We start from the raw sequence: 23020 nt of genomic DNA on the forward strand, positions 1-23020 counted from the left end.
GTCGGTGCGAATGAGTCGAGAAGGAGTACGGATGGGGCGGCACGAAACAGGCGACGAGGCGGAGCGGAGCGGGAGCGGCCGCCGCGATGAGCCCGGTCACGAAGCGCCTGAACGTGACGCCGAGGCCGGTACCACCATCGCCGGCGTCCTGCGGTCGCCACGTTTCTGGCTCGCGCCGTTGCTGCTCGTCGTCGTCATCATGTCGTTCATGGCGGCCCTCTACATGGGTGCGGTCGCCGACCCGCAGCGCAACCTCCACGACTTCCCGATCGCGCTGGTCAACGAGGATCGCGGCGGCGACGTCGACAACCCGGACGGCGGTACCACGAAGCAGAACTTCGGCGATCAGGTTGCCGAGGGGGTGGTCTCGACGGCGGCGAAGAGCGGGATCGCGGTGGAGAAGGTCGATCGGACGACCGCACTCAACCGGCTGAACACCGGTAAGACCTACGGGGTGGTGGTGATCGGCCCCAACTTCACCAAACGCGCGGTGAGTCTCGGACGTGCGGCGGTGCTCGAGGCCAAACCCGATCCGATGGCGATCGACGTGTTCATCAACCGTGGTTCCGGGACCTTCGCCTCGGCGGTCACCACCACCTTCGCCGACGAGATGTCCGAGCAGGTCAACGCGCAGGTCGGCGAACGACTGGTGGACACCGTCCGGCAGAGCCTGGTGAAGGCCGACGTGCCGTTCTCGGGTGCCGCTCAGCTGGCCCTGTCCAATCCGGTGAACGTGCGGATCGTCGAGCCGACGCCGTTGCCCGACGGATCCGGAAACGGGTTGTCCGCGTTCTACTTCACGTTGTTGCTCATCCTGGCCGGCTTCACCGGCGCGATGATGGTGAGCGTCGTGGTGGACGGCATCCTCGGCCAGACCCCGATCGAGTACGGGCCGTTCTATCAGCTCCGGCAACGCCTCGCGATCTCGCGGTGGGGGACGCTCGCGACCAAGTGGACAATCATGCTGCTGGTCGCGGTGATCCAGTCGGCGTTGTACATCGCGGTGTGCACAGCTGTCGGCACGTCGTTGCCCAATGCGTTCGCGCTGTGGATGTTCTCGGTTCTGGTGATCACCGCAGTCGGGGTGTCGGCGAGTTCGATGATGGCGGTGTTCGGCAATCCTGGCCTCATCCTGAACCTGGTGTTCTTCGTGATCCTCGGTCTCCCGTCGTCGGGTGGCACCGTGCCCTTGGAGGCGAGTCCGCGACTGTTCGCCTGGATCGCCGCGGTGGAGCCCATGCACCTGGTGTACCTCGGCAGTCGCGCCATCCTCTATTTCGACGCGGATCTCGACGCCGGGCTGGGACGGTCGATCATCCAGTGCGCGATCGGGCTGCTGGTGGGAGTGCTGCTCGGTCTGGGCGGCACCAAGCTCTACGACCGCAAGGGTTGGCACAGGTTCCCCGGAGGCATGGTCCTGCCGCCGCGTCTGCGCAGGTTGGCCGACGGTGATGGTCCCGCCTCCATCACCACTCCGTCGCCGGCTCACGTCGCCGCGGTGAGCGGATCACGGGCTCCCGAGACCTCCGGGGAGGCCGCCGCGTCGGAGAGACCCGGGGCCGTGGACGCTCCCGAGGACCCCGGACGCATGTCGTAGTGCAGCGCTGTCGGTACCCGGTGGAACAATGACCCGGTGAGGTTCTATCGGGATGAGGCCGTGGTGCTTCGCCAGCACAAGCTGGGCGAGGCCGATCGCATCATCACGCTGCTCACACAGGACCACGGCCTGGTACGTGCCGTGGCCAAGGGAGTCCGCCGGACCCGATCGAAATTCGGCGCTCGGCTCGAACCCTTCGCCCATGTCGACGTGCATCTCTACCCCGGTCGCAACCTCGACGTGGTCACCCAGGTGCACACCCTCCACGCCTTCGCCGACGCCATCGTGGCCGACTACGGCCGGTACACCACTGCGTGCGCGGTGCTCGAGACCGCGGAGCGGCTGGCCGGTGAGGAACGCGCACCGGCAGCGCAATTGCACCGACTCACGGTCGGTGCGCTCGAGGCGCTGGCCGGGCACCGCCGTGCCAACCAACTCATCCTCGACGCCTACCTGCTGCGAGCGATGCACTGCGCGGGATGGATGCCGACGTTGGACGTGTGCGCGCGATGTGCGCAGCCGGGGCCGCATCGGGCGTTCCACGTGGCGGCCGGTGGTGCGGTGTGTATCCACTGCCGTCCACCCGGATCGGCCACTCCGTCACCAGGGGTTCTCGATCTGATGGATGCCTTGTTCCGCGGTCAGTGGGAACACACCGCCGAGGCCAGTTCGTCGATGCAGCGCCAGGCAAGCGGACTGACCGCAGCCCATCTCCAATGGCATCTCGAACGTCAGTTGCGAACCCTGCCGCTCATCGAACGCGAAGCACCTCATAGGCTGGTGGACACCGCGTGAGAGGAGACGGTTGATGGCGTTACGACCCGGTTCACGATCCGGGAAGCGACAGGCCGCACCGGAACCACGAGCAGAGCGCAGCGCAGTACGCCCGCCAGACCCGCACCCGAGCGGTGCGCGGCCGCCCCGGATCCAGCCCGAACTGATACCCCGCCACGTGGCACTCGTGATGGACGGCAACGGCCGCTGGGCGCAGGACCGCGGCCTGCCGCGCACCGAAGGACACAAGCAGGGCGAGGCAGTTCTGATGGACACCGTCTGCGGATGCATCGAACTCGGTGTCACCTGGCTCTCCGCCTACGCATTCTCGACCGAGAACTGGTCGCGCAGCCCCGAGGAGGTCCGCTTCCTGATGGGCTTCAACCGGGACGTGATACGCCGCAGACGTGACGAGATGCACGAGATGGGCGTCCGGGTGCGATGGGCCGGCCGTCGACCACGCCTGTGGCGCAGCGTGATCCGCGAACTCGAGGTCGCCGAGGAGATGACGAAGGACAACACCGTGATGACCCTCACGATGTGTGTCAACTACGGCGGCCGTGCCGAGATCGCCGACGCGGCAAAAGAAATCGCCCGTCGTGCCGCGGCCGGGGAGATCGATCCGGACCGGATCACCGAAGCCTCGTTCGCCCGGTATCTCGACGAGCCGGACATGCCCGATGTGGACCTCTTCCTGCGGCCCTCCGGGGAACAGCGGATCTCGAACTTCTTGCTCTGGCAGTCCGCCTACGCCGAGATGGTGTACCAGGAGAAGCTCTTTCCCGATTTCGACCGGCGTGACCTGTGGGCCGCATGCGTCGAATATGCCTCGCGGGACCGGAGATTCGGCGGAGTGATGCCGACATGACCGATGCGTCATCCGGGTCCGAGGAACTTTTGACCCGGGTGGCCCGCCTCGTCGGAGAGATCGGTGACGTCGGCGATGCGGATGCGGATTCGGTGATCGTGCAGGTGGGTCCGACTCGCGCGTCATTGCGAGTGCTGACCCTCGCGGACGGACTCGATGTGCTCACCGTGACCCAGCTGGTCGCGGTCAACCTGCCGAACACGCCCGCCTTGCGCGACGACGTGGAAGCGGCCGACGCGCACCTGAGTTTCGGCGCATTGCGCAGATCCGATCCCGAAGGCGTGACGACCGACGTCCTGCAGTACTACACGTTTCCGGCCGGCACCCTCGACGAGGTCCCGCTGCTGACCGTGTTGCACATCGTGCTGTCGGCCGGTGCCGACATCGCTCGCCGCCTCTCCGGCGCCTGAGCGTCCGTCAGGGGGTCAGGTCCCCGCCCGACAGTCTGCGCAATAGCCGAAGACCTCGACGGTGTGGTTGATGTCGGTGAACCCGTGCCGCGCGGCCACGCCGGCCGCCCACTTCTCGACGGGTTCCGCCTGTACCTCGACCGTCGTGCCGCAGCTACGGCACACGAGGTGGTGATGATGTCCGGACGAGCAGTGGCGATAGCGAGTCTCACCCGAGCCGTCCCACAGCACGTCGATCTGCCCGGATTGGCTCAACGCCTGCAGATTTCGGTACACGGTGGTGAGGCCGATCGATTCTCCCCGGGCCTTGAGCTGGTCGTGCAGTTCCTGCGCGGAGATGAAGTCGTCACCGGCGGCCAGTGCGTCGGCGATCGCGGCGCGCTGTCTGGTCGAGCGGACTCCGGTCACCGGGCGGCCCGGACCCGTCGTCATTCGGTCACCATGCCGGTGTCGGCGGGGGTGGTGGCGGTGGTGGTGTCGGCAACGGACTCCGGCAGCTGGCCGTCTCCGGACTCCATGGCATGCGCGAGCGCATCGGTGACGATGTGGGCGAGGTGGTGGTCGACGAGTTCGTAGACGATCTCGCGGCCGGTCCGGTGGCCGCGCACCACGCCGGCATCCTTGAGGACCCGAAGGTGCTGACTCACCAGCGGTTGACTCACCTCCAGCGCGCCGACGATCTCGTGGACGCACTGCGGACGTTCGCGCAGGAGCAGCACGATGGCGATGCGGGTCGGCGAGGCCAGCGCCCGCAGGAGGTCGCTGGCAGCCGCGCACTCCACCGGGCCGATCACATGGTGATCGGCGGTGGTCGCCGAGCAGTCTCCATCCTGGGCATCCATCGCTTCCATACTAAAGGAAGTCGTTTTCATTTGGTTGTCAGCGCCGTGCTCGAGGACCGGGGAAGGGTGACGATTCCGACGAGCGGCCCCTCTGTGGCTACCCTGTAAGGGCTGCCGTTCTGCTTTTCGACGGAATGGCCGCGTCACCGAATCGAACCCCTAGTCGTTGGAGATCAGTTAACCGTGGCCGCCCAGTCCAACCGCGTCGAAGCCGTCGTCAACCTCGCCAAACGTCGTGGCCTGGTGTTCCCGAGCGGCGAGATCTACGGCGGAACCCGCTCCGCGTGGGACTACGGCCCGCTCGGCGTCGAGGTCAAGGAGAACATCAAGCGCCAGTGGTGGCGTGGCATGGTCACCGGTCGCGACGACATCGTCGGGCTCGACTCGTCGGTCATCCTGCCGCGTCGGGTCTGGGAGGCCTCCGGCCACGTCGAGGTGTTCACCGATCCGCTGGTGGAGTCGCTCCACACCCACAAGCGCTATCGTGCCGACCACCTCCTGGAGGCGTACGAGATCAAGCACGGCCATCCGCCGGCCAACGGTCTCGCCGACATCAACGACCCGGACACCGGTCAGCCCGGCAAGTGGACCGAGCCGAAGGCGTTCAGCGGCCTGATGAAGACCTACCTCGGACCGGTCGACGATGAGGAGGGCCTGCATTATCTGCGACCCGAGACCGCGCAGGGCATCTTCGTGAACTTCAAGAACGTGATGACCACCGCACGCAAGAAGCCGCCGTTCGGTATCGCCCAGATCGGCAAGAGCTTCCGCAACGAGATCACCCCCGGCAACTTCATCTTCCGCACGCGCGAGTTCGAACAGATGGAGATGGAGTACTTCGTCAAGCCAGGCGAGGACGAAGAGTGGCACCAGTACTGGATCGACCAGCGGTTCGACTGGTACGTCGATCTGGGCATCGATCCGGAGAACCTGCGCCTCTTCGAACATCCGAAGGACAAGCTCTCGCACTACTCCAAGCGCACCGTCGATGTCGAGTACAAGTTCGGCTTCTCCGGGAACCCGTGGGGCGAGCTCGAGGGCGTCGCCAACCGGACGGATTTCGATCTGTCGACCCACAGCAAGCACTCGGGCGAGGATCTCTCGTTCTTCGACCAGGCCTCCGGTGAGCGCTACACGCCCTATGTCATCGAGCCCGCGGCGGGCCTCACCCGCTCGCTGATGGCATTCCTGTGCGACGCGTACACCGAGGAGGAGGTGCCGAACGCCAAGGGCGGCACCGATACCCGCACGGTGCTGCGTCTCGATCGCCGGCTGGCACCGGTCAAGGTCGCGGTCCTGCCGCTCTCCCGCAACGAGAAGCTGTCGCCGAAGGCCAAGGATCTCGCCGCCGAGTTGCGCAAGCACTGGAACGTCGAGTTCGACGACGCGCAGGGCATCGGCAAACGCTACCGCCGCCAGGACGAGATCGGCACCCCGTTCTGCGTGACGGTCGATTTCGACACCCTCGACGACCAGGCGGTCACTGTGCGTGAACGGGACACCATGAGCCAGGAGCGGGTGGCGCTCGACAAGGTCGTGGAGTTCCTGGGCGGCAAACTCCTCGGGGCGTGAGCGTTCCGCGCGGTGTGCCCGACCGTCGTGAGAGGTCGTCGTCGTAACGTGCGACCTGCGTATTTCTGTCATAGTTGAGTGTGGAGTTGTCGCACGCCCGGGCATGGGGTCCGGAGTCGCGTGCGGCGAGGAGAGTGAGTGCAGCAGTGACCGTCAACGGCAAAGTCGTTCATTACGACGCGAATCGGGGCTTCGGATTCCTCGCACCGGATGCGGGCGGTGCGGACGTCTTCCTGCACATCAACGACATCGACATCGACGAGAGCGCGCTGAAGCCGGGCGCAAAGGTCGAGTTCGACATCGAGGAGACCGATCGCGGCACCAAGGCCGTCAACGTCGCGGTGACCGAGTCGGCACCGGTCGACGACGCACCCGCCGGGCGACCGCACCGTCGCGACGGTCACGACCACGGTCGCCCCCACGGCGGCGGTGACCGCGACCGTGACCGCCCTCGCAAGCCACGCGGCGGTTCGCTTGATGCGGCATCGTTCACCGAAGAAGTCACCGAACTGCTGCTCGATTCGTCCGACGACCTGACCGCGGCCCAGATCGTGGCGATCCGGCAGCGCATCACCGACTTCGCGGTCGCCCGGGGATGGGTGCTTGACTAGCGCACCGCCCACCGGCCGATCGGCCGCGATACCGTCCACGGCGGACTACGGTGACGAGGCCGTCGAACGGATCGTGCCGGAGGCGCCGAAGGTCGCGAGCCTGCCGGGAACCCGGACGGATCATCGCAGCGACTTCGCGCGGGACCGGGCACGAGTACTCCACTCGGCCGCGTTGCGTCGGCTGGCGGACAAGACGCAGGTTGTCGGGCCGCGTGAGGGCGACACCCCGCGGACCCGTCTGACACATTCGCTCGAGGTGGGCCAGATCGGTCGGGGGATCGCCATCGGCCTCGGCTGCGAACCCGATCTCGTCGAACTGGCGGGCCTCGCACACGACATCGGTCATCCGCCCTACGGACACAACGGGGAACGGGCACTCGACGAGGTCGCCGCGACGATCGGTGGTTTCGAGGGCAACGCCCAGAATCTTCGTATCCTCACGCGCCTGGAACCGAAGCTCCTCGACGAGACCGGCCGCAGCGCCGGGCTGAACCTGACCAGGGCATCGCTGGACGCGACACTGAAGTATCCCTGGACCCGTGGCGCACCGGGGACCAAGTTCGGCGCCTACGACGACGACGCGGATGCCCTGGACTGGATTCGGCTCGACGCACCCTCGGGTCGTCAATGTGTCGAGGCGCAGGTGATGGACTGGTCCGACGACGTCGCCTACTCCGTGCACGATCTGGAGGACGGCGTCATCGCGAACCGGATCGATCTGCGCACGCTCGGCGACTCGTCCGATCAGCGGGCGCTCGCCGACATCGGCGTGAAGGAGTTCGGAGGCCTCGAGGCAGACGCACTGATCGACGCCGCCCAACGCCTGTCGCGGATGGAGATCGTCGGTCAGGCCGGCGTCTACGACGGCAGCCTCGACAGCGCCGTCGCACTCAAACGGCTGACGAGTGAGCTCATCGGCCGATTCGCGTCCGCGGCCATCACGGGGACCCGCGCAGCGGTGGGAGGTCGATCGGTGGCGCGCTACGACGCCGAGCTCACGGTGTCGCCGCTGGTGGCCGCGGAGGTGGCGATCCTCAAGACCTTGGCGTTGCGGTTCATCTTCTCCGACAGCCGCCACAAGTCGCACCAGCAGCGTCAGCGCGAGCGCATCCATCGCGTGGCCGGTTGGCTGACCGCGGCTGCCCCCGGTGGGCTGGACCCGATCTTCGTGCCCTCCTGGCACGAGGCGGCCGATGATGCCGCCCGCCTGCGCGTCATCGTCGATCAGATCGCCTCCATGACAGAAGGCCGCCTGGAACGCACCGACCGGCAGAACTCGGGAGCACAGGCGCATCTGGGCTGAGGCCGCCCGTGTGGCTGCCGGTTCGCCGCGTGCAGTCACTACACTGGGCGGCGTGCCAGGCCGAATTCCCGATCGTGACATCACGGCGATCCGTGAGCAGACGAACATCGAGGAGATCGTCGGCGACTACGTCGCGCTGCGTCGAGCCGGCGCCGACAGCCTCAAGGGTCTGTGCCCATTCCACGACGAGAAGACGCCGTCGTTCCACGTGCGCCCCAACCACGGGCACTTCCACTGCTTCGGCTGCGGTGAGGGCGGCGATGTCTACAGCTTCCTGCAGAAGCAGGAACACGTCAGCTTCGTCGAAGCGGTGCAGCAGCTGGCCGACCGGATCGGCTATCAGATCCACTACGAGGGCGGCGGCACCACGGTGGTCCGGGATCGTGGTACCCGCGCCCGGCTCGTCGCGGCCAACGCGGCCGCCCAGCGCTACTACGCGGAACAATTGCAGTCGCCCGAGGCGCAGAAGGCCCGCGACTACCTGACCGAGCGGGATTTCGACGCTGCGACGGCGGCCGCCTTCGGCTGTGGCTACGCACCGGCCGGTTGGGACACGATGACCAAAACCCTTCTGTCCCAAGGGTTCGAGTTCAGCGAGCTCGAAGCCGCCGGCTTGGCGAAGCAGGGACGCAAAGGGCCGATCGATCGGTTCCATCGGCGCCTGCTGTGGCCGATCCGCAACCTCGGCGGCGACATCATCGGCTTCGGTGCTCGCAAGCTGTTCGACGACGACAACCTCGGCAAGTACATGAACACGCCGGAAACCATGCTGTACAAGAAGTCTCAGGTGCTGTTCGGGCTCGACCACGCGAAGAAGAACATCGCCAAGGGGCATCAGGTGGTCATCGTCGAGGGCTACACGGACGTGATGGCGATGCACCAGTCCGGGGTGACCACGGCGGTCGCGTCATGCGGAACGGCGTTCGGCGAGGACCACCTCGCGCTGTTGCGCCGCCTCATGATGGACGACTCGTACTTCCGCGGCGAGGTCATCTACACCTTCGACGGCGACGAGGCGGGAAAGGCGGCCGCGCTCAAAGCATTCGAGGGGGAGCAGAGCATCGCGGGCCAGACGTTTGTGGCCGTCGCGCCCGATGGCATGGATCCGTGTGAACTGCGCCAGCGCAGCGGTGACGGCGCGGTCCGGGATCTGATCGCCCGCCGGGTACCGATGTTCGAGTTCGCTATCAAGGCCTTGCTGTCCGAGCATGATCTCGACACCGCGGAGGGGCGGGTCCACGCGTTGCGGGACACCGTGCCGGTGGTGGCGCGCATCAAGGACATCGCGCTGCGTGACGAGTACGCCAGGCAGCTGGCCGGGTGGGTCGGGTGGGAAGACGTCGGCCAGGTGTTGTCGCGGGTTCGCGAGGACGGCGCGCGCCATTCCCGCACAGCCGGTCGCGGCGGTGAGCGCGTGACCTCGATGCGTCGTCAGCGTCCGGAGGCGGCGTCGGCGCCCCTGACGCCTCGTCCGCTGCCCACCGATCCGCGACTGTGGCCGCAGCGCGAGGCGCTCAAGGCAGCGTTGCAGTACCCGGCGATCGCCGGCACCGTCTTCGACTCCCTGCCGGTGCAGTGCTTCACCGAACCGGCCTACGCCATGATCCGGACCGCGATGACCTCACTCGGCGGTGCCGCCTCCGGCATGGGGGGAGCCGAATGGGTCGACGCGGTGCACAACTCGATCGACGACCTCCTGGTCGGTCCGCTGGTCACCGAACTCGCTGTCGAATCGATGCCGGTGAGCGAGAACAACATCCCGCGCTACATATCCAGCGTCATGGCGCGGCTGCAGGAGGTCTGGGTCGGAGCCCAGATCGCCGACATCAAGTCCAAGCTGCGGCGGATGGCGCCGGGGGAGGACCCCGACGGGTACAACGCCGTGTTCGGTGATCTGGTGGCGTTGGAGGCCTACCGGCGCAGCCTGCTGGAGCAGGCCGTCGACCCCAGCGTCGACGTGGGCTGACGGCGGCATCGGCGCCCACGCGAGCCTGCCGGTCGACGGCGGTTCACGAGGCCCGGGAGATGCTGGTCGACAGCCACTCGCCGAACCAGTCGATAGCGTCGCGGCCTTCGTTGTCGACGACGAGGGATCCGTAATGGACGTGGCTGTTGGACGCGTAGAACCTGCCCGCACCGACCGCGTCCAGGACCACAGTGGCCGGATCGGTGACCGCGCGTTTCGCCACGATGCCGGTGACCGCGGTGGCCATACTCCGTAGATCGGGAGCGACTGCCTCCACCTCCGTTCCGGTTCGAGGGCGCACCGTGACGATGCTGCGGGACAGAACCGCGAGTTCGCGGGCGACCCGCCGAACGTCGGATGGTGCGGTGGTCGTGGTCGGCAGGGTTCGCGCGCCGGTGTGGGAGGCGACCGCGACCGCGCCCGTCCAGGTGAGCTCCTGGATCTTGCCGACCAGGTCGGCGGTCCGCTCGAAATCGACGTGTGCGAGCGCGGCGGCGAGCACCGACGCCGCTTTGGTGAGTCCGGTCTCGTCCGGGATCAACGCCAACGTGGTGGAGACCTCGGTGAAATCGATCATAGAGGCGAGCGTCACCAGAGGCCGGAGTCGGTTGTTGAGCGTCCCGGCAATGGTGTGGGCCGATCCCAGGTCGCCGTTTGCCACCGTCTGCGGGAGCAGGGTCAAATCGTCGAGGATGCCCGGGATGTCGACCGATGCGAGGACTGTCGTCGCGGTGGCCGCCTTCTTCACCGCGTCCGCGGCGTCGGCCGGCGTTTTGCCCAGGACGGTGCCGAGCTGGCCGAGGAGCGGGTTCTGCGATTTGTCGATGGAACAGTAGAGGTCGTCGGGCGCGCAGATGGCCGAGACCCGTCCCATCAGACTCCCCATGCCGGCGGGACGTGGATCGGCGATACCGATACCGTCCTGCCGCGGACCGACGACGGTCTCACCGGTGGTGCCTGCACGAGGGTCCGCCAACAAGGCGACGGCGACCACGGAGTCGGCGATGATCGGACCGAGCTCGTTCCCGATGGCCGATGCGAGATCGCCTGCGGCGTCGGCCCCCTGGCTGTAACCGGTGATCGTGAACTTGGCGTCGGGATGCTGCGCGGCATAGTCCCGTAGCACCGTGCCTGCGTTCTCGAGTGCCGTCGCCTTGCTCATGCCGTAGCTCTCGCCGTTGTCGAAGGCCCGCGCGACGTACGGCAGAAAATAGATGACCGCCGACTCGCCGTGGTCGCGGCGCAGGCGATCAGCGATGGGCCGCAGAGCCCCGACGGGCCTCGACGGATCCGCCGACTCACTCGTCTCCCAGGTGCCCGGGATGAACAGGTTGAAGGTCTTTGCTGGTATCGGGTCGACGGGGTCCGCGACAGCCGCGCCCGGCGTCGGCGCGAGAGCCAGGGTCATCGCGAACGCGCCCAGCGCGACACGGGCGGGATGTTCTCGCACCAGTCGGTGTGCGGCGGACGGGCGACGAGGTCCAGACGCGCCGCGACGGTCGGACAGCGGGGATGCCAACCGGTTTCGGATCGAGGAGGGGATGCATGACATCGGGGGCTCCGCCGGGGTGTGGGGGAACGGATGCTCGGTGAGGATTCAAAAAACGGGCGCGGTGTCGCAATCACGTCGAGATGATGTCGAAACGATACCGCAACGTATCCGGAGAGACGTGAGAATTCATCGCATCGGGTGAGTTGGAAGACCTCTCGTCTGCCACAACTGTCGTTGTAACCCGCTGTCCTGCAGCTGTATTCGCTCTGCCTGTCCGCGACGGGTGTGGCTGCTGTGTCTGGTGGGAAGGGCGGGCGTGGGGCGACCGAGCGATCGCCGGCAATCCGGTACGGTCCGGTTGGTGGCGAATCATGTTTTCTCGCAATGTCATTCGATGTTCGGCTGGGTCGGGCGACGTGTGCGCGGCGGAAATTGGACCGACCGGGACCTTTAGTACGGCGAACTATCTTCTCCTGCAGTGGGTTTGCGTCGTGACAGTGTCACGTGGAGAAGGTTGCCGCGGCCTGCTGGGATGGGATCGGTGTTGACGTGCATCTGGCCCGGCGGAGATCCGTCCGGTGATCGGGATCTGAGTGGGGCGGGTGGGGCTCGAACCCACGACCAGCGGATTATGAGTCCGCGGCTCTGACCGACTGAGCTACCGCCCCGTGGGCAACGGCGTACCCGCCGGTGCACATTACCGCACGCGCGGTCGGCACTCGTGTCGCCGGTCGACAACGCTGTCGCTCACGGCGGCCCGGTAACGGGGATGATCGACGAGTGCGTCCGGTGGCCGAGACCGTGCAGGCGTTTTGTTCTCAGGAGTGTCCATGCGCTAAAGTCAGCACTCGGTTCGAGAGCAATCCCCCATAGCTCAATTGGCAGAGCATTCGACTGTTAATCGAACGGTTACTGGTTCGAGTCCAGTTGGGGGAGCCACGAGACGCCCGTCACCTGCAGAAATGCGGTGGCGGGCGTTCTTGTCGTGGTGGCGGTCTACCGTGGCCGCATGGCATTGAGCAGAGCAGACCGAGAATTGTTCCTCGCCGAACCCCACGTGGCGGCGCTCTCCGTCGAGGCCGGCGCCGACCGTGCGCCCCTCGTGGTCCCGATCTGGTACCAATACGTGCCCGGCGGTTCCGTGTGGCTGCTCACCGGGACGTCGTCGCGCAAGCTGGCGCTCATCCGAGAGGCGGGCCGCTGCAGCCTCATGGTCGAAACCCTGGACCCGACGATTCGCTACGTCTCCGTCTCCGGGGACATCGAGAGCTACACAGACGGCACACGGGAGGAACTGACGGAGATGGCCGCCCGCTATCTGCCGGCCGAGAAAGTCGCCGATTACGTCGACTTCGCGTGGGAGAACCACGGGGCCCAGACCAAGGTGGTGCTGCGGCCCGGCCAGTGGGTGGCGTCGGACCTCGGAAGCATCTGACCCGACCCTCGGCAGCCGCACGCAAGTGGCTGCGAAGTCGTCGAGTGAGCACACGAATCAGCGCCGCCCAGGGCGGGGCTGGTCGTCGGGGGTGACCAGCCCCGCCCTGGGCGGCGCCATGAAAACCACCCTACCCGACGCGTGGCGGCGTTCCGCCGAGGGCGGTGCGACCGGCGGGTCTACGGTTGGTCGTCCCAGATCCCGGTGGTCTCCAGGTGGCGGGTGAGCCTGGTTGCGCCGTCGGTGAATTGACGGCGCGTCTCCTCGACGATCTGGTCGCGATCACCGACTCGGTAGGCCTCGATGAGCTTCGCATGTGAATCGAGGGCCACCTTGCCCCATTCGGGATCGGTGGCGTAGAGCTGCGACGGCGTATAGCGAGTCGCGCTCAGCAGGAACCAGGCGAGTTTTCCGCTGGCGGCCACCAGATTGTGTGCGCGGTGGAACTCGAACTCGGCGATCGCGACCTGTTCGCTGTCGCCGAGTTCCAATGCATCGCTGAGTTGTTGATTGTGGCGCTCGAGGGCGGCGATCTGATCGGCTGTGATCGCGTCGGCGGTGCGAAGTGCGAGTTTGACGGCGATCTCGCCCTGCAGCCAGAAGAGGTCGTCCACGTCGGTCCGGCTGAGTTCGGCGACGATGTAGCCGCGGTGCGGTGCAAGGTTCACCATGCCTTCGCCGCGCAACGTCAGCAAGGCCTCGCGGACCGGGGTGACACTCACGCCGAGCCGTTCTGCCGTCTCGTCCATCCGGACATAGTCACCCGGACGCAGAGCGGCCGTCATGATCTGTCCCCGAAGGTGCATCGCCACCTGTTCGGACAGCTGCGGTCGACGTCGCAGGCGTGGCGCCGACGCGCCGGCAGGCCTCTGCGAGGATGTCGCGCTGGGTCTCATTCGTGCCACCGTAGCCGGTCGATGGGACCGCGCCGAGTAACGAACCTCGGAGCCGAACCCGGATTCTCAATTCTTCTGCTGTCTCAAGGTAGCGCACATATATCTGATAGGCGTGCCGGGAGTGCTGAGTCGAGTCGCTACATTGGTCGCATGCCCAAGTCCCAGCGGCCGACCTCGGCCGACGAGAGAGACACCGACGCGGTGGTCGACCCACCACTCGGGACATGCGCGATCCCAGCGAGATCACCCCTCTCGACGGTGACGACTTTCTGGCCGTCAACCGCACCAACCGGGAACGGCACCGTGAGGAGGCCGAGCAGAAGGCGGAGCGCGAAGCGCGACGGCGAGGCCGGCGGGTCCCCGATGGTTCCGGCGCGGCCCTGTCCGAGGGCGCGGACGCCGGCCCCCGGCAGGTAACCGACGACCGGACGCCCGGCCGGGTCGTGGACGGAACTCGACGTACCGCACGGGGCCGACGTCCACGCCTGGTGGTCATCGCATTGTCCGTGATGGTGGTCGTGCTCGCGGCCACCACCGCCTATTTCGCGTATGCGGCGCATCAGGCCGACCAGCGCGCGGATGCGAGCCAGTCGTCAGATGCGGCCCGCCAGGACGCCATGGACTCGGCGAAGCGCTACGCGGCCGCCGTGGCCTCCTACAACCCCACCGATTACGGAGATCTCGACCGGCGAATCCGTGATATGGCCACGCCGGAGTTCGCCAAGTCCTACATCACCTCGTCGAACGATGCCCGCCGCGGAAACGCGGCAGCACGGGGAACCTCGCGCGCGACCTCCAAGGAAGCAGGACTGCAGTCCATCTCGGACCGCGAGGCGGTGGTGTTGGTGACCTTGGATCAGACGGTCACGTCGCCGGAGGTGAGTGCGGAAGTCCCCGAGGGCATTCCGTACCAATCCAGAGTCAAGGTGACGCTGGAACGCCGGGACGGCCGGTGGCTACTCGCCGATCTCGACACCATCTGATCCGGCGCCACCGAGTAGCAACCGGAGCCCCAGGGCGGTGATCCGCCCGGGTGGCGGGCTCGGGTTCAGGCGGGTGAGATCGATGGTGACGTTGAGTACGGCCTGCACGAGAAATCTGGCCTGTACCGCGGTCAGTTCGGGCCGTTCGCGGGTGAGCCACGCTGCCCACTCCTCGACATTGAGCCGTTGCTGATTGCGCAATTCGGTCCGCTGGCCGGGGGTCACGCTACCGATCTCGGACACATAGACCGCCAGCATCGCGGTGTTCGTGCAGGACAGGTCGACGTAGCGGGTCACCAGGGCCGTGATCGCCTCGCGAGGCGTGGTCGACGAGGACAGCGCGTCGGCGATCAGAGCGGTGACACGATCGGAGGCCCGCCAGAAAGCGGCCTGAAGGATGGCCGCCTTGCTGTCGAAATGCCGGTACACGCCGGAGGCGGGGAGGTCGGCCGCCCGTGCGATGTCGTCGATCGTCACCTCCCGAAAACTCTGCGCTGCGAAGAGCTTGATCGCTTCGGCCAGGAGCTTCTCGCGCTTGGATGTCGGTGACAGCCCAGGTGGTTGGGCCCCGACGTCGACGCCCGGCGGCGACGGCAGGTCGACGTCGCTCAGCGTCATGGCCGCATCGGTGATCAGTTCGCCGATCTGACGTGCGGGCAACGCGGCCCGGTGCGTCGCCGGGCTCGCGACCACGCTGGTCATCGCGGCAGTGATCAGGTCGGCCGAATCGGCATCGAGGCCGGGCCGCGCGCGACGGAGCGCCGTGCGGATCCGCCGGTGCTGGGAGACCACGATGTCACGCACATATCGGGCGTCCGCCGGCTGGAGGTAATCGGCTTCCCAGTGATAGAGGCCGCCGGTACGCCGGTTCTCGATCGAGGCGCCCGTGAGGGCTGCCAAGAGTCCGTGCAATTCGACCTCGGGTCGGTCTGTGTCGTGCGGAACCTTTCCGGTGGCATCGGCGAGTGCATCGGCCAGATTGCGGGCGGTCTCCGCGAACAGCGCGTACTTGTTCGGGAAATGGCGATACAGCGCGGGTGCGGAGATCCCTGCGGCGTCGGCGATGTCGTCGAGACGGACCGCGTGGTATCCGTCGGCGCTGAACGCCCTGGCCGCCGACCGGAGGATCACGTCGCGTCGGTCGGCGGGCCGACGACGGGGCTCACGGCTGGTGGGCGGCGACGCGGGGAGCGGCGGCTGGGCGGTCATGTCGTGCGAGCTTAATCGGAGTGGGTGTTCACCACTGCGATTCGCCTGTAGTGGTGGGAAATACCTGTAAGAGAGCATCTATCGCTGCAAAAAGTTAATGAGTATTCTCGTGATCTGTATCGCATCGTGGTAGTAGTGTGGTCGACGCCGACCTGAGGCGGGCCGGGATCTGGAAAGAGTGAGGGGCAGCGAGCGTGAGCGACAACGTGGCAGGTGTGGACGAGGTCCGGGTCAGTGTTGATGACCGAGGGGTGGCCCGGATCGAGATCGACCGGCCGCATCGTATGAACGCGCTGAACGGAGCGGCGAGCAACGCGATCATCGGCGCCTTCGAGGAGTGGTCGTCGCGTGACGACATCCGAGTCGTGGTGATCGAGGGTGTCGGTGGGAGCTTCAGTACCGGCGCCGACGTCATCGACATCGCCGAGGCCGCCGGGGACCGGGTGGTGGTCTCGATGCGACCCAGGCGCGCGGGGTCATCTCATCGGGGTCGGACCTCGCCCGCGCGGTGCGCGGGGTGGGTGCTCCGGTCGTCGCGGTCGTGGACGGTCCCGCCGTCGGCATCGGCGCATCGTTGGCATTGGCCGCCGACCTGATCTACGCGACCGAACGGTCGTACTTCTTGCTGGCCTTCATCAACATCGGGCTGATGCCCGACGGCGGAGCCTCCATGCTGGTCACCGCGGCGGTCGGACGCGCACGCGCCAACGCGATGGCTCTGCTCGGTGAGAAGCTCCCCGCTGGTGAGGCATTCGATGCCGGACTGATCACCAAGGTGGTCGCCGACCGGGAGGCACTCGATGCAACGGTCGGCAAGACCGTCGCGAAGCTGGCCGGCGCGTCGGCGAGCGCGCTGCGCCTGACCAAGGCGGCGCTCGACGCTCACTCCATGGCCGACTTCGACAACGCACTCGACCGCGAGCTCGAGGGGCAGACGGCGCTGCTGCAGTCCGCGGAGTTCCAGGCGGCGATGGCGGCATTCGCGGGTTCCAAGCCCTGATCGATGACTCTCGCCGCACTCGGCGCCCCACTCTCGACCGACCACATCCCGACCCGAAACCAACCGTGACCGTCACCGCGTCACAGGACAGGAGACACCCATGACCGCCGCGATCGATCCCGCCAGCGACCTGACCACCGAACCATTGCGGTCGCGCCGCAATCACTGGAACAACCAGGTGCGCCGTCATGCGTTCATGACGCCCGATCGGCCTGCCCTCAAATTCCAGGGCAAGGTCACCACCTGGGCCGAACTCGACGAGCGGGCGCGCGGATTCGCCGCTGCGCTCAGTCGGCGGGGGGTCCAGTTCGGTGACCGCATCCTGATCGTCATGTTGAATCGCACCGAGTACGTCGAGGCGGTACTCGGGGCCAACCTGATCGGCGCGATCCCGGTGCCCGTCAACATCCGGATGAGTCCGACGGAGATCTCGTTCCTGGTGAACGACAGTGGTGCGAAGCTGATCGTGACCGAGTCGATGCTGGTTCCGTTGGCAGACGCGGTGAGTGCTGCGACCGGTGCGATCGACTCGATCATCGTCGTCGGTGAAACCGAGAACGACGCTCACCTGGACTTCGAGGCGATGGCGACCGAGGATTCATCCGATCTGCCGGAGATCGACGTTCCGGAAGAGACCGTCTCGCTCATCATGTACACCTCCGGTACCACCGGAAAGCCCAAGGGCGCCATGCTGACCCACACCAACCTGCAGGCGCAGGCGGTCACCTGCCTGCAGGCGCTGCAGACCTCGCCCGACGACATCGGTGCCTGTGTGGCGCCGATGTTCCACATCGCGGGTCTCGGCGCGATGACGCCGCTGATCTACATGGGGGCGTTGTCGGTGATCCACCCGCTCGGTGCCTTCGACCCGAACGAGATGCTCGACACGCTGGAGCGGGAAGGCACCACGTCGATCTTCCTGGTGCCCGCCCAGTGGCAGGCGGTGTGCGCGGCGCAGCAGGCCAAGCCGCGCGACCTGAAGCTGCGGGTGATCAGCTGGGGTGCGGCGCCGGCGTCGGACACCGTCCTGAACGCGATGAACGAGACGTTCCCGGACGCCGTCAACGTCGCGGTCTTCGGTCAGACCGAGATGTCTCCGATCACCTGCGTCCTCGAGGGCCGGGACGCACTGCGCAAAATCGGTTCGATCGGAAAGGTCGTACCTGCGGTCACCGCCCGGGTCGTCGATCCGGAGATGAACGACGTCCCTCGGGGCGAGGTCGGCGAGATCGTCTATCGCGGTCCGAACATGATGAAGGGCTACTGGCAGAACCCGCAGGGGACCGCCGACGCATTCCACGGTGGATGGTTCCACTCCGGTGACCTCGTGCGTGAGGACGAGGAGGGTTTCCTCTACGTCGTCGACCGCGCGAAGGACATGATCATCTCCGGCGGCGAGAACATCTACTGCGCCGAGGTGGAGAACGCCCTCTTCGGTCACCCGAAGATCGCCGAGGCCGCAGTCATCGGTCGCGCGGACCAGAAGTGGGGCGAGGTGCCGGTCGCCGTGGTGGTCTTGGCCGAGGGCATCGACGACCTCACGCTCACCGAACTCGAGCCGTACCTGAACGAGAACCTGGCGCGCTTCAAGCATCCGAAGGAGATCGTCATCGTCGACGTCTTGCCGCGCAACGCGGGCGGCAAGGTGGTCAAGCCGGCTCTGCGCGCGTCGTACGGGAGCAAGGACGCCGGCCTGGCCAACTGATCGGCGCGGCCACACCGTCGGGTCGGGACGACGCAGAAATCGCAACTAGAACACGTTTCATTTTTGGCTGTGAGTGACTAGGGTCTCTCCTAGGTTGTCTTGCGTCTGTCGGGGGTCGATCCGTCGGGTGGCGCGTGTCTACAAGTGGAGGAAGTGAAGTGAAGACCAAGGGTGCGCTGCTGCGCGAACTGAACAAGCCGTGGGAGATCGAAGAGATCGAGATCGGCGATCCGCAGCGCAGTGAGATCAAGATCAGGATGGAAGCGGCCGGAATGTGCCATTCCGACCATCACCTGATGACCGGTGGCATCCCGATGGCGGGTTTCCCGATCCTCGGTGGACACGAAGGTGCCGGGGTCGTCGCGGAAGTAGGGGAGGGCGTCACCGACTTCGAGGTCGGCGATCACGTGGTGCTCTCGTTCATCCCGTCGTGTGGCAAGTGCCCGTCGTGCAAGGCCGGTCTGGCCAACCTGTGCGACTTCGGCGCCATGTTGCTGCAAGGTGAAGCCGTCTCGGACAACACCTTCCGTATCCACACCGCGAAGGGCGAGGACGTCTATCCGATGACGTTGCTCGGCACCTTCGCGCCCTACATGGTGGTCCATGAGGCGTCAGCGGTGAAGATCGACAAGGACATCCCGTTCGAGGTGGCCGCGCTCTGTGGTTGCGGAATCCCGACCGGCTACGGTTCGTCCACGCGCAGCGGCGACGTACGTCCCGGCGAGGACGTGGCGATCGTCGGCGTCGGTGGTGTCGGCACGGCGGCGCTGCAGGGGGCCGTCATCTCCGGCGCACGCAACGTCATCGCGATCGATCCGGTGGAGTGGAAGCGTGAGCAGGCGATGAAGTTCGGCGCCACGCACACGTTCGCATCGGTCGAGGAGGCCGCGATGAGCATCGCGGAGCTGACCCAGGGACACATGTGCCACAAGGTGATCGTCACCGTCGGCGAGGTGCACGGCAAAGACGTGGACACCTGGATGGGCATCACCGCCAAGGCCGGGACATGCGTGCTCACCGGTATGGGCAACATGATGGAGTCCGAGGTGACGCTCAACCTGGCGATGCTGACGCTGCTGCAGAAGAACCTGCAGGGCTCCATCTTCGGCGGTGCCAACCCGAAGCTCGACATTCCTCAGCTGCTCTCGATGTACCGTATGGGCAAGCTCAACATCGAGGACATGATCACTCGTCAATACCGTCTCGACCAGATCAACGAGGGTTACCAGGACATGCTCGAGGGCCGGAACATCCGCGGCGTGATCCGGTACACCGACGAGGATCACTGAGCACCACGGGACGGTAATGTCGTGCGGTGTGTCGCCACTTGATGCATTAGCGGACTGGCCGGTCGACCATGCGTCGGCCGCCGTCGTCACCGCGAACGGGGTCGTCGAGCAGTTCGGCGACCCCGATCGCGTCTTCGAGCTCGCCTCGGTCACCAAACTGCTTGTGGCCGAGGCGGTCCTCATCGCGGTGGAGGAAGGTGCCGTCGAACTCGACGAGGCGTCCGGTCCACCCGGATCCACTGTGGCCCATCTGCTCGCCCACGCGTCGGGCCTCGCGTTCGACAGTCGGGAGGCAGAGGCGCCGGTCGCCAGCCGTCGCATCTACTCGAGTGCGGGTTTCGAGGTTCTCGCCGAGACGATCGAGAACGCCACCGGGATCGCCTTCGCCGATTATCTGCGCGAAGCGGTGTGCGAACCGCTCGGCCTCACCTCGACGGAATTGGCCGGACCGGCGGGCCACGGTGCCCGGTCGACGGCGACGGATCTCGGCCGCTTCGCCACCGAACTCCTCTCGCCGAGTCTGCTGTCCACCGACCTGGCCGAACGAGCGACGACGGTGCAGTTCCCCGGACTCGACGGCTTCGTCCCGGGGTACGGGAAGCACCGCCCGAACGACTGGGGGCTGGGGTTCGAGATCAGATCCGACAAACACCCCCACTGGACCGGCGCCCGGAACTCGCCCCGGACCTTCGGCCACTTCGGACAGAGCGGCACATTTCTGTGGGTGGATCCCGCCCTGAGCAGCGCATGTGTCGTTCTCACCGACCGCTCGTTCGGAGCCTGGGCCAAGCCGCTGTGGAGTGACTTCAACGACGCCGTGGTCGCAGAGATATCGCGGTGAACGCGAATCCTGAGAAAGCACTCCAGAAACTGGCGCAACACGGGCAACTTGAGGCACAATTAACCACACAAGTGTGATATTCGGTTTCCGAGGTGTGTTGGGGAAGACGTTCCTCGTCGAAACCGGAGGTGAACAAGGTGCGCAATCTGAATCAGTTTGCGGACAGGACGACAGGAGTGGTGTACATCCACTCGGCGCCGGTGGCGCTGTGCCCACATGTCGAGTGGGCTCTGTCGTCGACCCTGAATGCGCGGGCCAATTTGAAGTGGTCCGCGCAAGAGGCCGACCCCGGTATGCAACGTGCCACCGTTGACTGGGCCGGCCCGGTCGGCACTGCCGCGCGCCTGGTCACGGCGTTGCGTGAGTGGTCGGCGCTGCGCTTCGAGGTGACCGAGAACGCCAGCGACGGCGTCGACGGTGAGCGGTTCAGCTATGTGCCCGGCCTCGGACTGTGGCGTGGGTCCACGAGTGCCAACGGTGACGTCATGATCGGCGAGATGCAGTTGCGCGCCCTGATCGAATCGCAGCCCGACAGCGCCGGACTGGCCGGTGAGCTGGAGGCGGCCCTCGGCACGGCATGGGACGACGCTCTCGAGTCGTACCGCATGGGTGGTGCCGGGGCAGAGGTGACCTGGCTGCAGCAACGCGTCGGGTAGAGACCATTCGGCGGGACCAGATCACCGTCGATACGAGATTCGGCCCCGGTAGCGAACTACCGGGGCCGAATCATGTTCGTGGCGCCCGCAGCTGAGTGCGGGCGCAGTTGATCACAACGGGATGTTCTTGTGGCGGCCACGCCGTGCGGGAGCGGCGGCCAGGGCCTCGGCAATCCGGCTACGCGTGGTCGCGGGATCGATCACGTCGTCGACCACGCCGATCGACTGGGCGCGCCCGAGACCGCCGGCAATGGCCTCGTGCTCGACGGTCAGGCGCTCGTGCAGGGCTTCCCGCTCGTCTTCCGGCGCGGCGGCGAGCGCCTTCTTGTGGAGGATGCCGACGGCTGCCTTGGCGCCCATCACGGCCACCTCCGAACCCGGCCATGCGAAGACCGCGGTGGCACCGAGCGCACGGGCGTTCATCGCGATGTAGGCGCCGCCGTAGATCTTGCGTGTCACGAGCGTGACGCGGGGAACGGTGCATTCGGCGAACGCGTGCAGAAGCTTTGCTCCACGTCGCACCACGCCGTTCCATTCCTGGCCGACGCCGGGTAGATAGCCGGGCACGTCGGTGACGACGATGAGCGGGATGCCGAAGGCGTCACATAGCCGCACGAAACGTGCGGCCTTCTCGGCGCTCTCCGAGTTGAGGCAACCGCCCATCCGCAGCGGATTGTTGGCGATCATGCCGACGCTGCGGCCGGCGAGGCGACCGAATCCCACCACGATGTTCGGAGCCCACTTCGCCTGCAGCTCTTCGAAAGTCGAGATCTCGGTTTCGCCGTCGGCGGCCATCTGGGTGTCGAGCATCTGCTCGACGATCGGATGCACGTCGTAGGCGCGACGATTCGACTCCGGCAGCAGCGCCTTGAGATCCACGTCACCGGCCTCGGCCTGCTCCCGATCGAAGTGACCCTGCCGGCTGAATGTGGAGACCAGGCGGCGAGCCCGCCAGTAGGCGTCCGGTTCGGAGTCGGCGACGATGTGGCAGACGCCAGACTTCTTGCCGTGGGTGAGCGGACCACCGAGCGATTCCATGTCGACGGACTCCCCGGTGACGCTCTTCACCACGTCGGGACCGGTCACGAACACCCGTCCGGCGGGGGCCATGATCACGACGTCGGTGAGGGCCGGTCCGTACGCGGCGCCGCCGGCGGCGAAGCCGACGACCACCGAGATCTGCGGCACGTAGCCGGAGGCGCGGACCATCGCCTCGAAGACCTGACCGACCGCGTGGAGAGCTTCGACACCCTCGGCAAGCCGGGCGCCACCGGAGTGCCAGATGCCGATGACCGGCGTCTGTTCCGTGATGGCGGTGTCGATCGCGTTCACGATGTGAGCGCAACCCACCACACCCATGGCACCGCCCATCACGGTGCCATCGGTGCAATAAGAGACAGTACGAACGCCGTTGACCAAGCCGATGGCGGCCTGCACACCCGACTTGTCGCGGGCGTGCAGGAGCGACATCGTGCCTTCGTCGAAGAAGTTGGTCAACCGCAGCAGCGGATCCCGGGGGTCCGCAGCTTCCTCATGGCCGGTGATGGGAGCCAATGTGGTCATCGCTGTCT

Annotated in this window: 20 protein-coding genes, 2 tRNA genes and 1 pseudogene; 16 read left to right on the forward strand and 7 right to left on the reverse strand. The window is 66.5% G+C overall.

All coding sequences use genetic code 11. The features are described from left to right. Positions 1 to 31: 31 nt before the first annotated feature. From GTV32_RS01545 to GTV32_RS01560, 4 genes are read left to right on the forward strand one after another with little or no spacing between them, the layout of a single operon-like run. Positions 32 to 1597: a DUF3533 domain-containing protein gene (locus tag GTV32_RS01545; RefSeq protein WP_161058658.1), complete on the forward strand. Its 1566-nt coding sequence runs from the start codon at positions 32 to 34 to the stop codon at positions 1595 to 1597. A 36-nt stretch (positions 1598 to 1633) separates the two neighbouring features. Continuing rightward, positions 1634 to 2392, forward strand: coding sequence for a DNA repair protein RecO (gene recO / locus GTV32_RS01550; RefSeq protein WP_161058659.1), 759 nt, complete (start codon positions 1634 to 1636; stop codon positions 2390 to 2392). Positions 2393 to 2405: 13 nt separating this feature from the next. Further along, entirely contained in the window at positions 2406 to 3239 is an 834-nt protein-coding gene (locus tag GTV32_RS01555) for an isoprenyl transferase (RefSeq protein ID WP_161058660.1), read from the forward strand. Next, complete coding sequence (locus tag GTV32_RS01560; protein ID WP_161058661.1) at positions 3236 to 3649, forward strand: hypothetical protein; 414 nt, start codon at positions 3236 to 3238, stop codon at positions 3647 to 3649. Before GTV32_RS01555 ends, GTV32_RS01560 begins: the two co-directional genes overlap by 4 nt. Before the next feature lie 15 nt (positions 3650 to 3664). Here the strand turns inward: GTV32_RS01560 and GTV32_RS01565 are convergent, their stop codons facing one another. Both GTV32_RS01565 and GTV32_RS01570 read right to left on the reverse strand, forming a co-directional pair. Then, positions 3665 to 4081 carry a Fur family transcriptional regulator gene (locus GTV32_RS01565; RefSeq protein WP_161058662.1) on the reverse strand — a complete coding sequence of 139 codons (417 nt, stop codon included), beginning with the start codon at positions 4079 to 4081 and terminating at the stop codon, positions 3665 to 3667. After that, positions 4078 to 4443, reverse strand: coding sequence for a metalloregulator ArsR/SmtB family transcription factor (locus GTV32_RS01570; RefSeq protein ID WP_343287425.1), 366 nt, complete (start codon positions 4441 to 4443; stop codon positions 4078 to 4080). Before GTV32_RS01570 ends, GTV32_RS01565 begins: the two co-directional genes overlap by 4 nt. A 231-nt stretch (positions 4444 to 4674) precedes the next feature. Between GTV32_RS01570 and GTV32_RS01575 the strand changes: the two genes are divergently transcribed. The 4 genes from GTV32_RS01575 (at position 4675) to dnaG (ending at position 9943) form a co-directional block, all read left to right on the forward strand. Further along, a complete protein-coding gene (locus GTV32_RS01575) occupies positions 4675 to 6063 on the forward strand; it encodes a glycine--tRNA ligase (protein WP_161058664.1) in 1389 nt (462 codons plus the stop codon). Between the two features lie 146 nt (positions 6064 to 6209). Beyond that, positions 6210 to 6674: a cold shock domain-containing protein gene (locus tag GTV32_RS01580; protein ID WP_161062275.1), complete on the forward strand. Its 465-nt coding sequence runs from the start codon at positions 6210 to 6212 to the stop codon at positions 6672 to 6674. Then, positions 6667 to 7977 carry a deoxyguanosinetriphosphate triphosphohydrolase gene (locus GTV32_RS01585; RefSeq protein ID WP_161058665.1) on the forward strand — a complete coding sequence of 437 codons (1311 nt, stop codon included), beginning with the start codon at positions 6667 to 6669 and terminating at the stop codon, positions 7975 to 7977. Before GTV32_RS01580 ends, GTV32_RS01585 begins: the two co-directional genes overlap by 8 nt. Before the next feature lie 52 nt (positions 7978 to 8029). After that, positions 8030 to 9943, forward strand: coding sequence for a DNA primase (dnaG, locus tag GTV32_RS01590; protein ID WP_161058666.1), 1914 nt, complete (start codon positions 8030 to 8032; stop codon positions 9941 to 9943). Between the two features lie 43 nt (positions 9944 to 9986). Here the strand turns inward: dnaG and GTV32_RS01595 are convergent, their stop codons facing one another. Both GTV32_RS01595 and GTV32_RS01600 read right to left on the reverse strand, forming a co-directional pair. Beyond that, positions 9987 to 11393, reverse strand: a complete 1407-nt coding sequence (locus GTV32_RS01595) for a cutinase family protein (protein WP_343287177.1) — start codon at positions 11391 to 11393, stop codon at positions 9987 to 9989. 636 nt (positions 11394 to 12029) lie between these two features. Continuing rightward, a tRNA-Ile gene (locus tag GTV32_RS01600) sits at positions 12030 to 12103 on the reverse strand. A gap of 195 nt (positions 12104 to 12298) precedes the next feature. On the opposite strand from GTV32_RS01600, the gene GTV32_RS01605 reads away from it, so the two are divergent. Then, a tRNA-Asn gene (locus GTV32_RS01605) sits at positions 12299 to 12374 on the forward strand. A 70-nt stretch (positions 12375 to 12444) separates the two neighbouring features. Then, positions 12445 to 12870 carry a pyridoxamine 5'-phosphate oxidase family protein gene (locus GTV32_RS01610; protein ID WP_161058667.1) on the forward strand — a complete coding sequence of 142 codons (426 nt, stop codon included), beginning with the start codon at positions 12445 to 12447 and terminating at the stop codon, positions 12868 to 12870. A 179-nt stretch (positions 12871 to 13049) separates the two neighbouring features. Here GTV32_RS01610 and GTV32_RS01615 read toward each other — a convergent pair whose 3' ends face one another. Beyond that, positions 13050 to 13766 carry a GntR family transcriptional regulator gene (locus tag GTV32_RS01615; RefSeq protein WP_161058668.1) on the reverse strand — a complete coding sequence of 239 codons (717 nt, stop codon included), beginning with the start codon at positions 13764 to 13766 and terminating at the stop codon, positions 13050 to 13052. A gap of 224 nt (positions 13767 to 13990) precedes the next feature. On the opposite strand from GTV32_RS01615, the gene GTV32_RS01620 reads away from it, so the two are divergent. Beyond that, positions 13991 to 14749: a hypothetical protein gene (locus tag GTV32_RS01620; protein ID WP_161058669.1), complete on the forward strand. Its 759-nt coding sequence runs from the start codon at positions 13991 to 13993 to the stop codon at positions 14747 to 14749. Here the strand turns inward: GTV32_RS01620 and GTV32_RS01625 are convergent. Further along, a complete protein-coding gene (locus GTV32_RS01625) occupies positions 14723 to 15958 on the reverse strand; it encodes a TetR/AcrR family transcriptional regulator (RefSeq protein ID WP_161058670.1) in 1236 nt (411 codons plus the stop codon). The two genes, GTV32_RS01620 and GTV32_RS01625, sit on opposite strands and share 27 nt — an antisense overlap. Positions 15959 to 16164: 206 nt before the next feature. Between GTV32_RS01625 and GTV32_RS01630 the strand changes: the two are divergent. The 5 genes and pseudogenes from GTV32_RS01630 (at position 16165) to GTV32_RS01650 (ending at position 21449) form a co-directional block, all read left to right on the forward strand. After that, positions 16165 to 16958: pseudogene (locus GTV32_RS01630) on the forward strand (enoyl-CoA hydratase-related protein). A 100-nt stretch (positions 16959 to 17058) separates the two neighbouring features. Further along, entirely contained in the window at positions 17059 to 18663 is a 1605-nt protein-coding gene (fadD5, locus tag GTV32_RS01635) for a fatty-acid--CoA ligase FadD5 (protein WP_161058671.1), read from the forward strand. A gap of 158 nt (positions 18664 to 18821) precedes the next feature. Beyond that, entirely contained in the window at positions 18822 to 19952 is a 1131-nt protein-coding gene (locus GTV32_RS01640; RefSeq protein WP_161058672.1) for an NDMA-dependent alcohol dehydrogenase, read from the forward strand. A 28-nt stretch (positions 19953 to 19980) separates the two neighbouring features. Next, positions 19981 to 20793, forward strand: a complete 813-nt coding sequence (locus GTV32_RS01645; protein WP_161058673.1) for a serine hydrolase domain-containing protein — start codon at positions 19981 to 19983, stop codon at positions 20791 to 20793. 137 nt (positions 20794 to 20930) lie between these two features. After that, complete coding sequence (locus GTV32_RS01650) at positions 20931 to 21449, forward strand: DUF3145 domain-containing protein (RefSeq protein WP_161058674.1); 519 nt, start codon at positions 20931 to 20933, stop codon at positions 21447 to 21449. 111 nt (positions 21450 to 21560) lie between these two features. On the opposite strand, the gene GTV32_RS01655 is transcribed toward GTV32_RS01650, so the two are convergent. Further along, positions 21561 to 23012 (reverse strand): carboxyl transferase domain-containing protein, encoded by a 1452-nt coding sequence (locus GTV32_RS01655; protein WP_161058675.1) that lies wholly within the window; start codon positions 23010 to 23012, stop codon positions 21561 to 21563. Positions 23013 to 23020: the final 8 nt, after the last annotated feature.

The organism is Gordonia sp. SID5947 (assembly GCF_009862785.1).
GTDB lineage: Bacteria > Actinomycetota > Actinomycetes > Mycobacteriales > Mycobacteriaceae > Gordonia.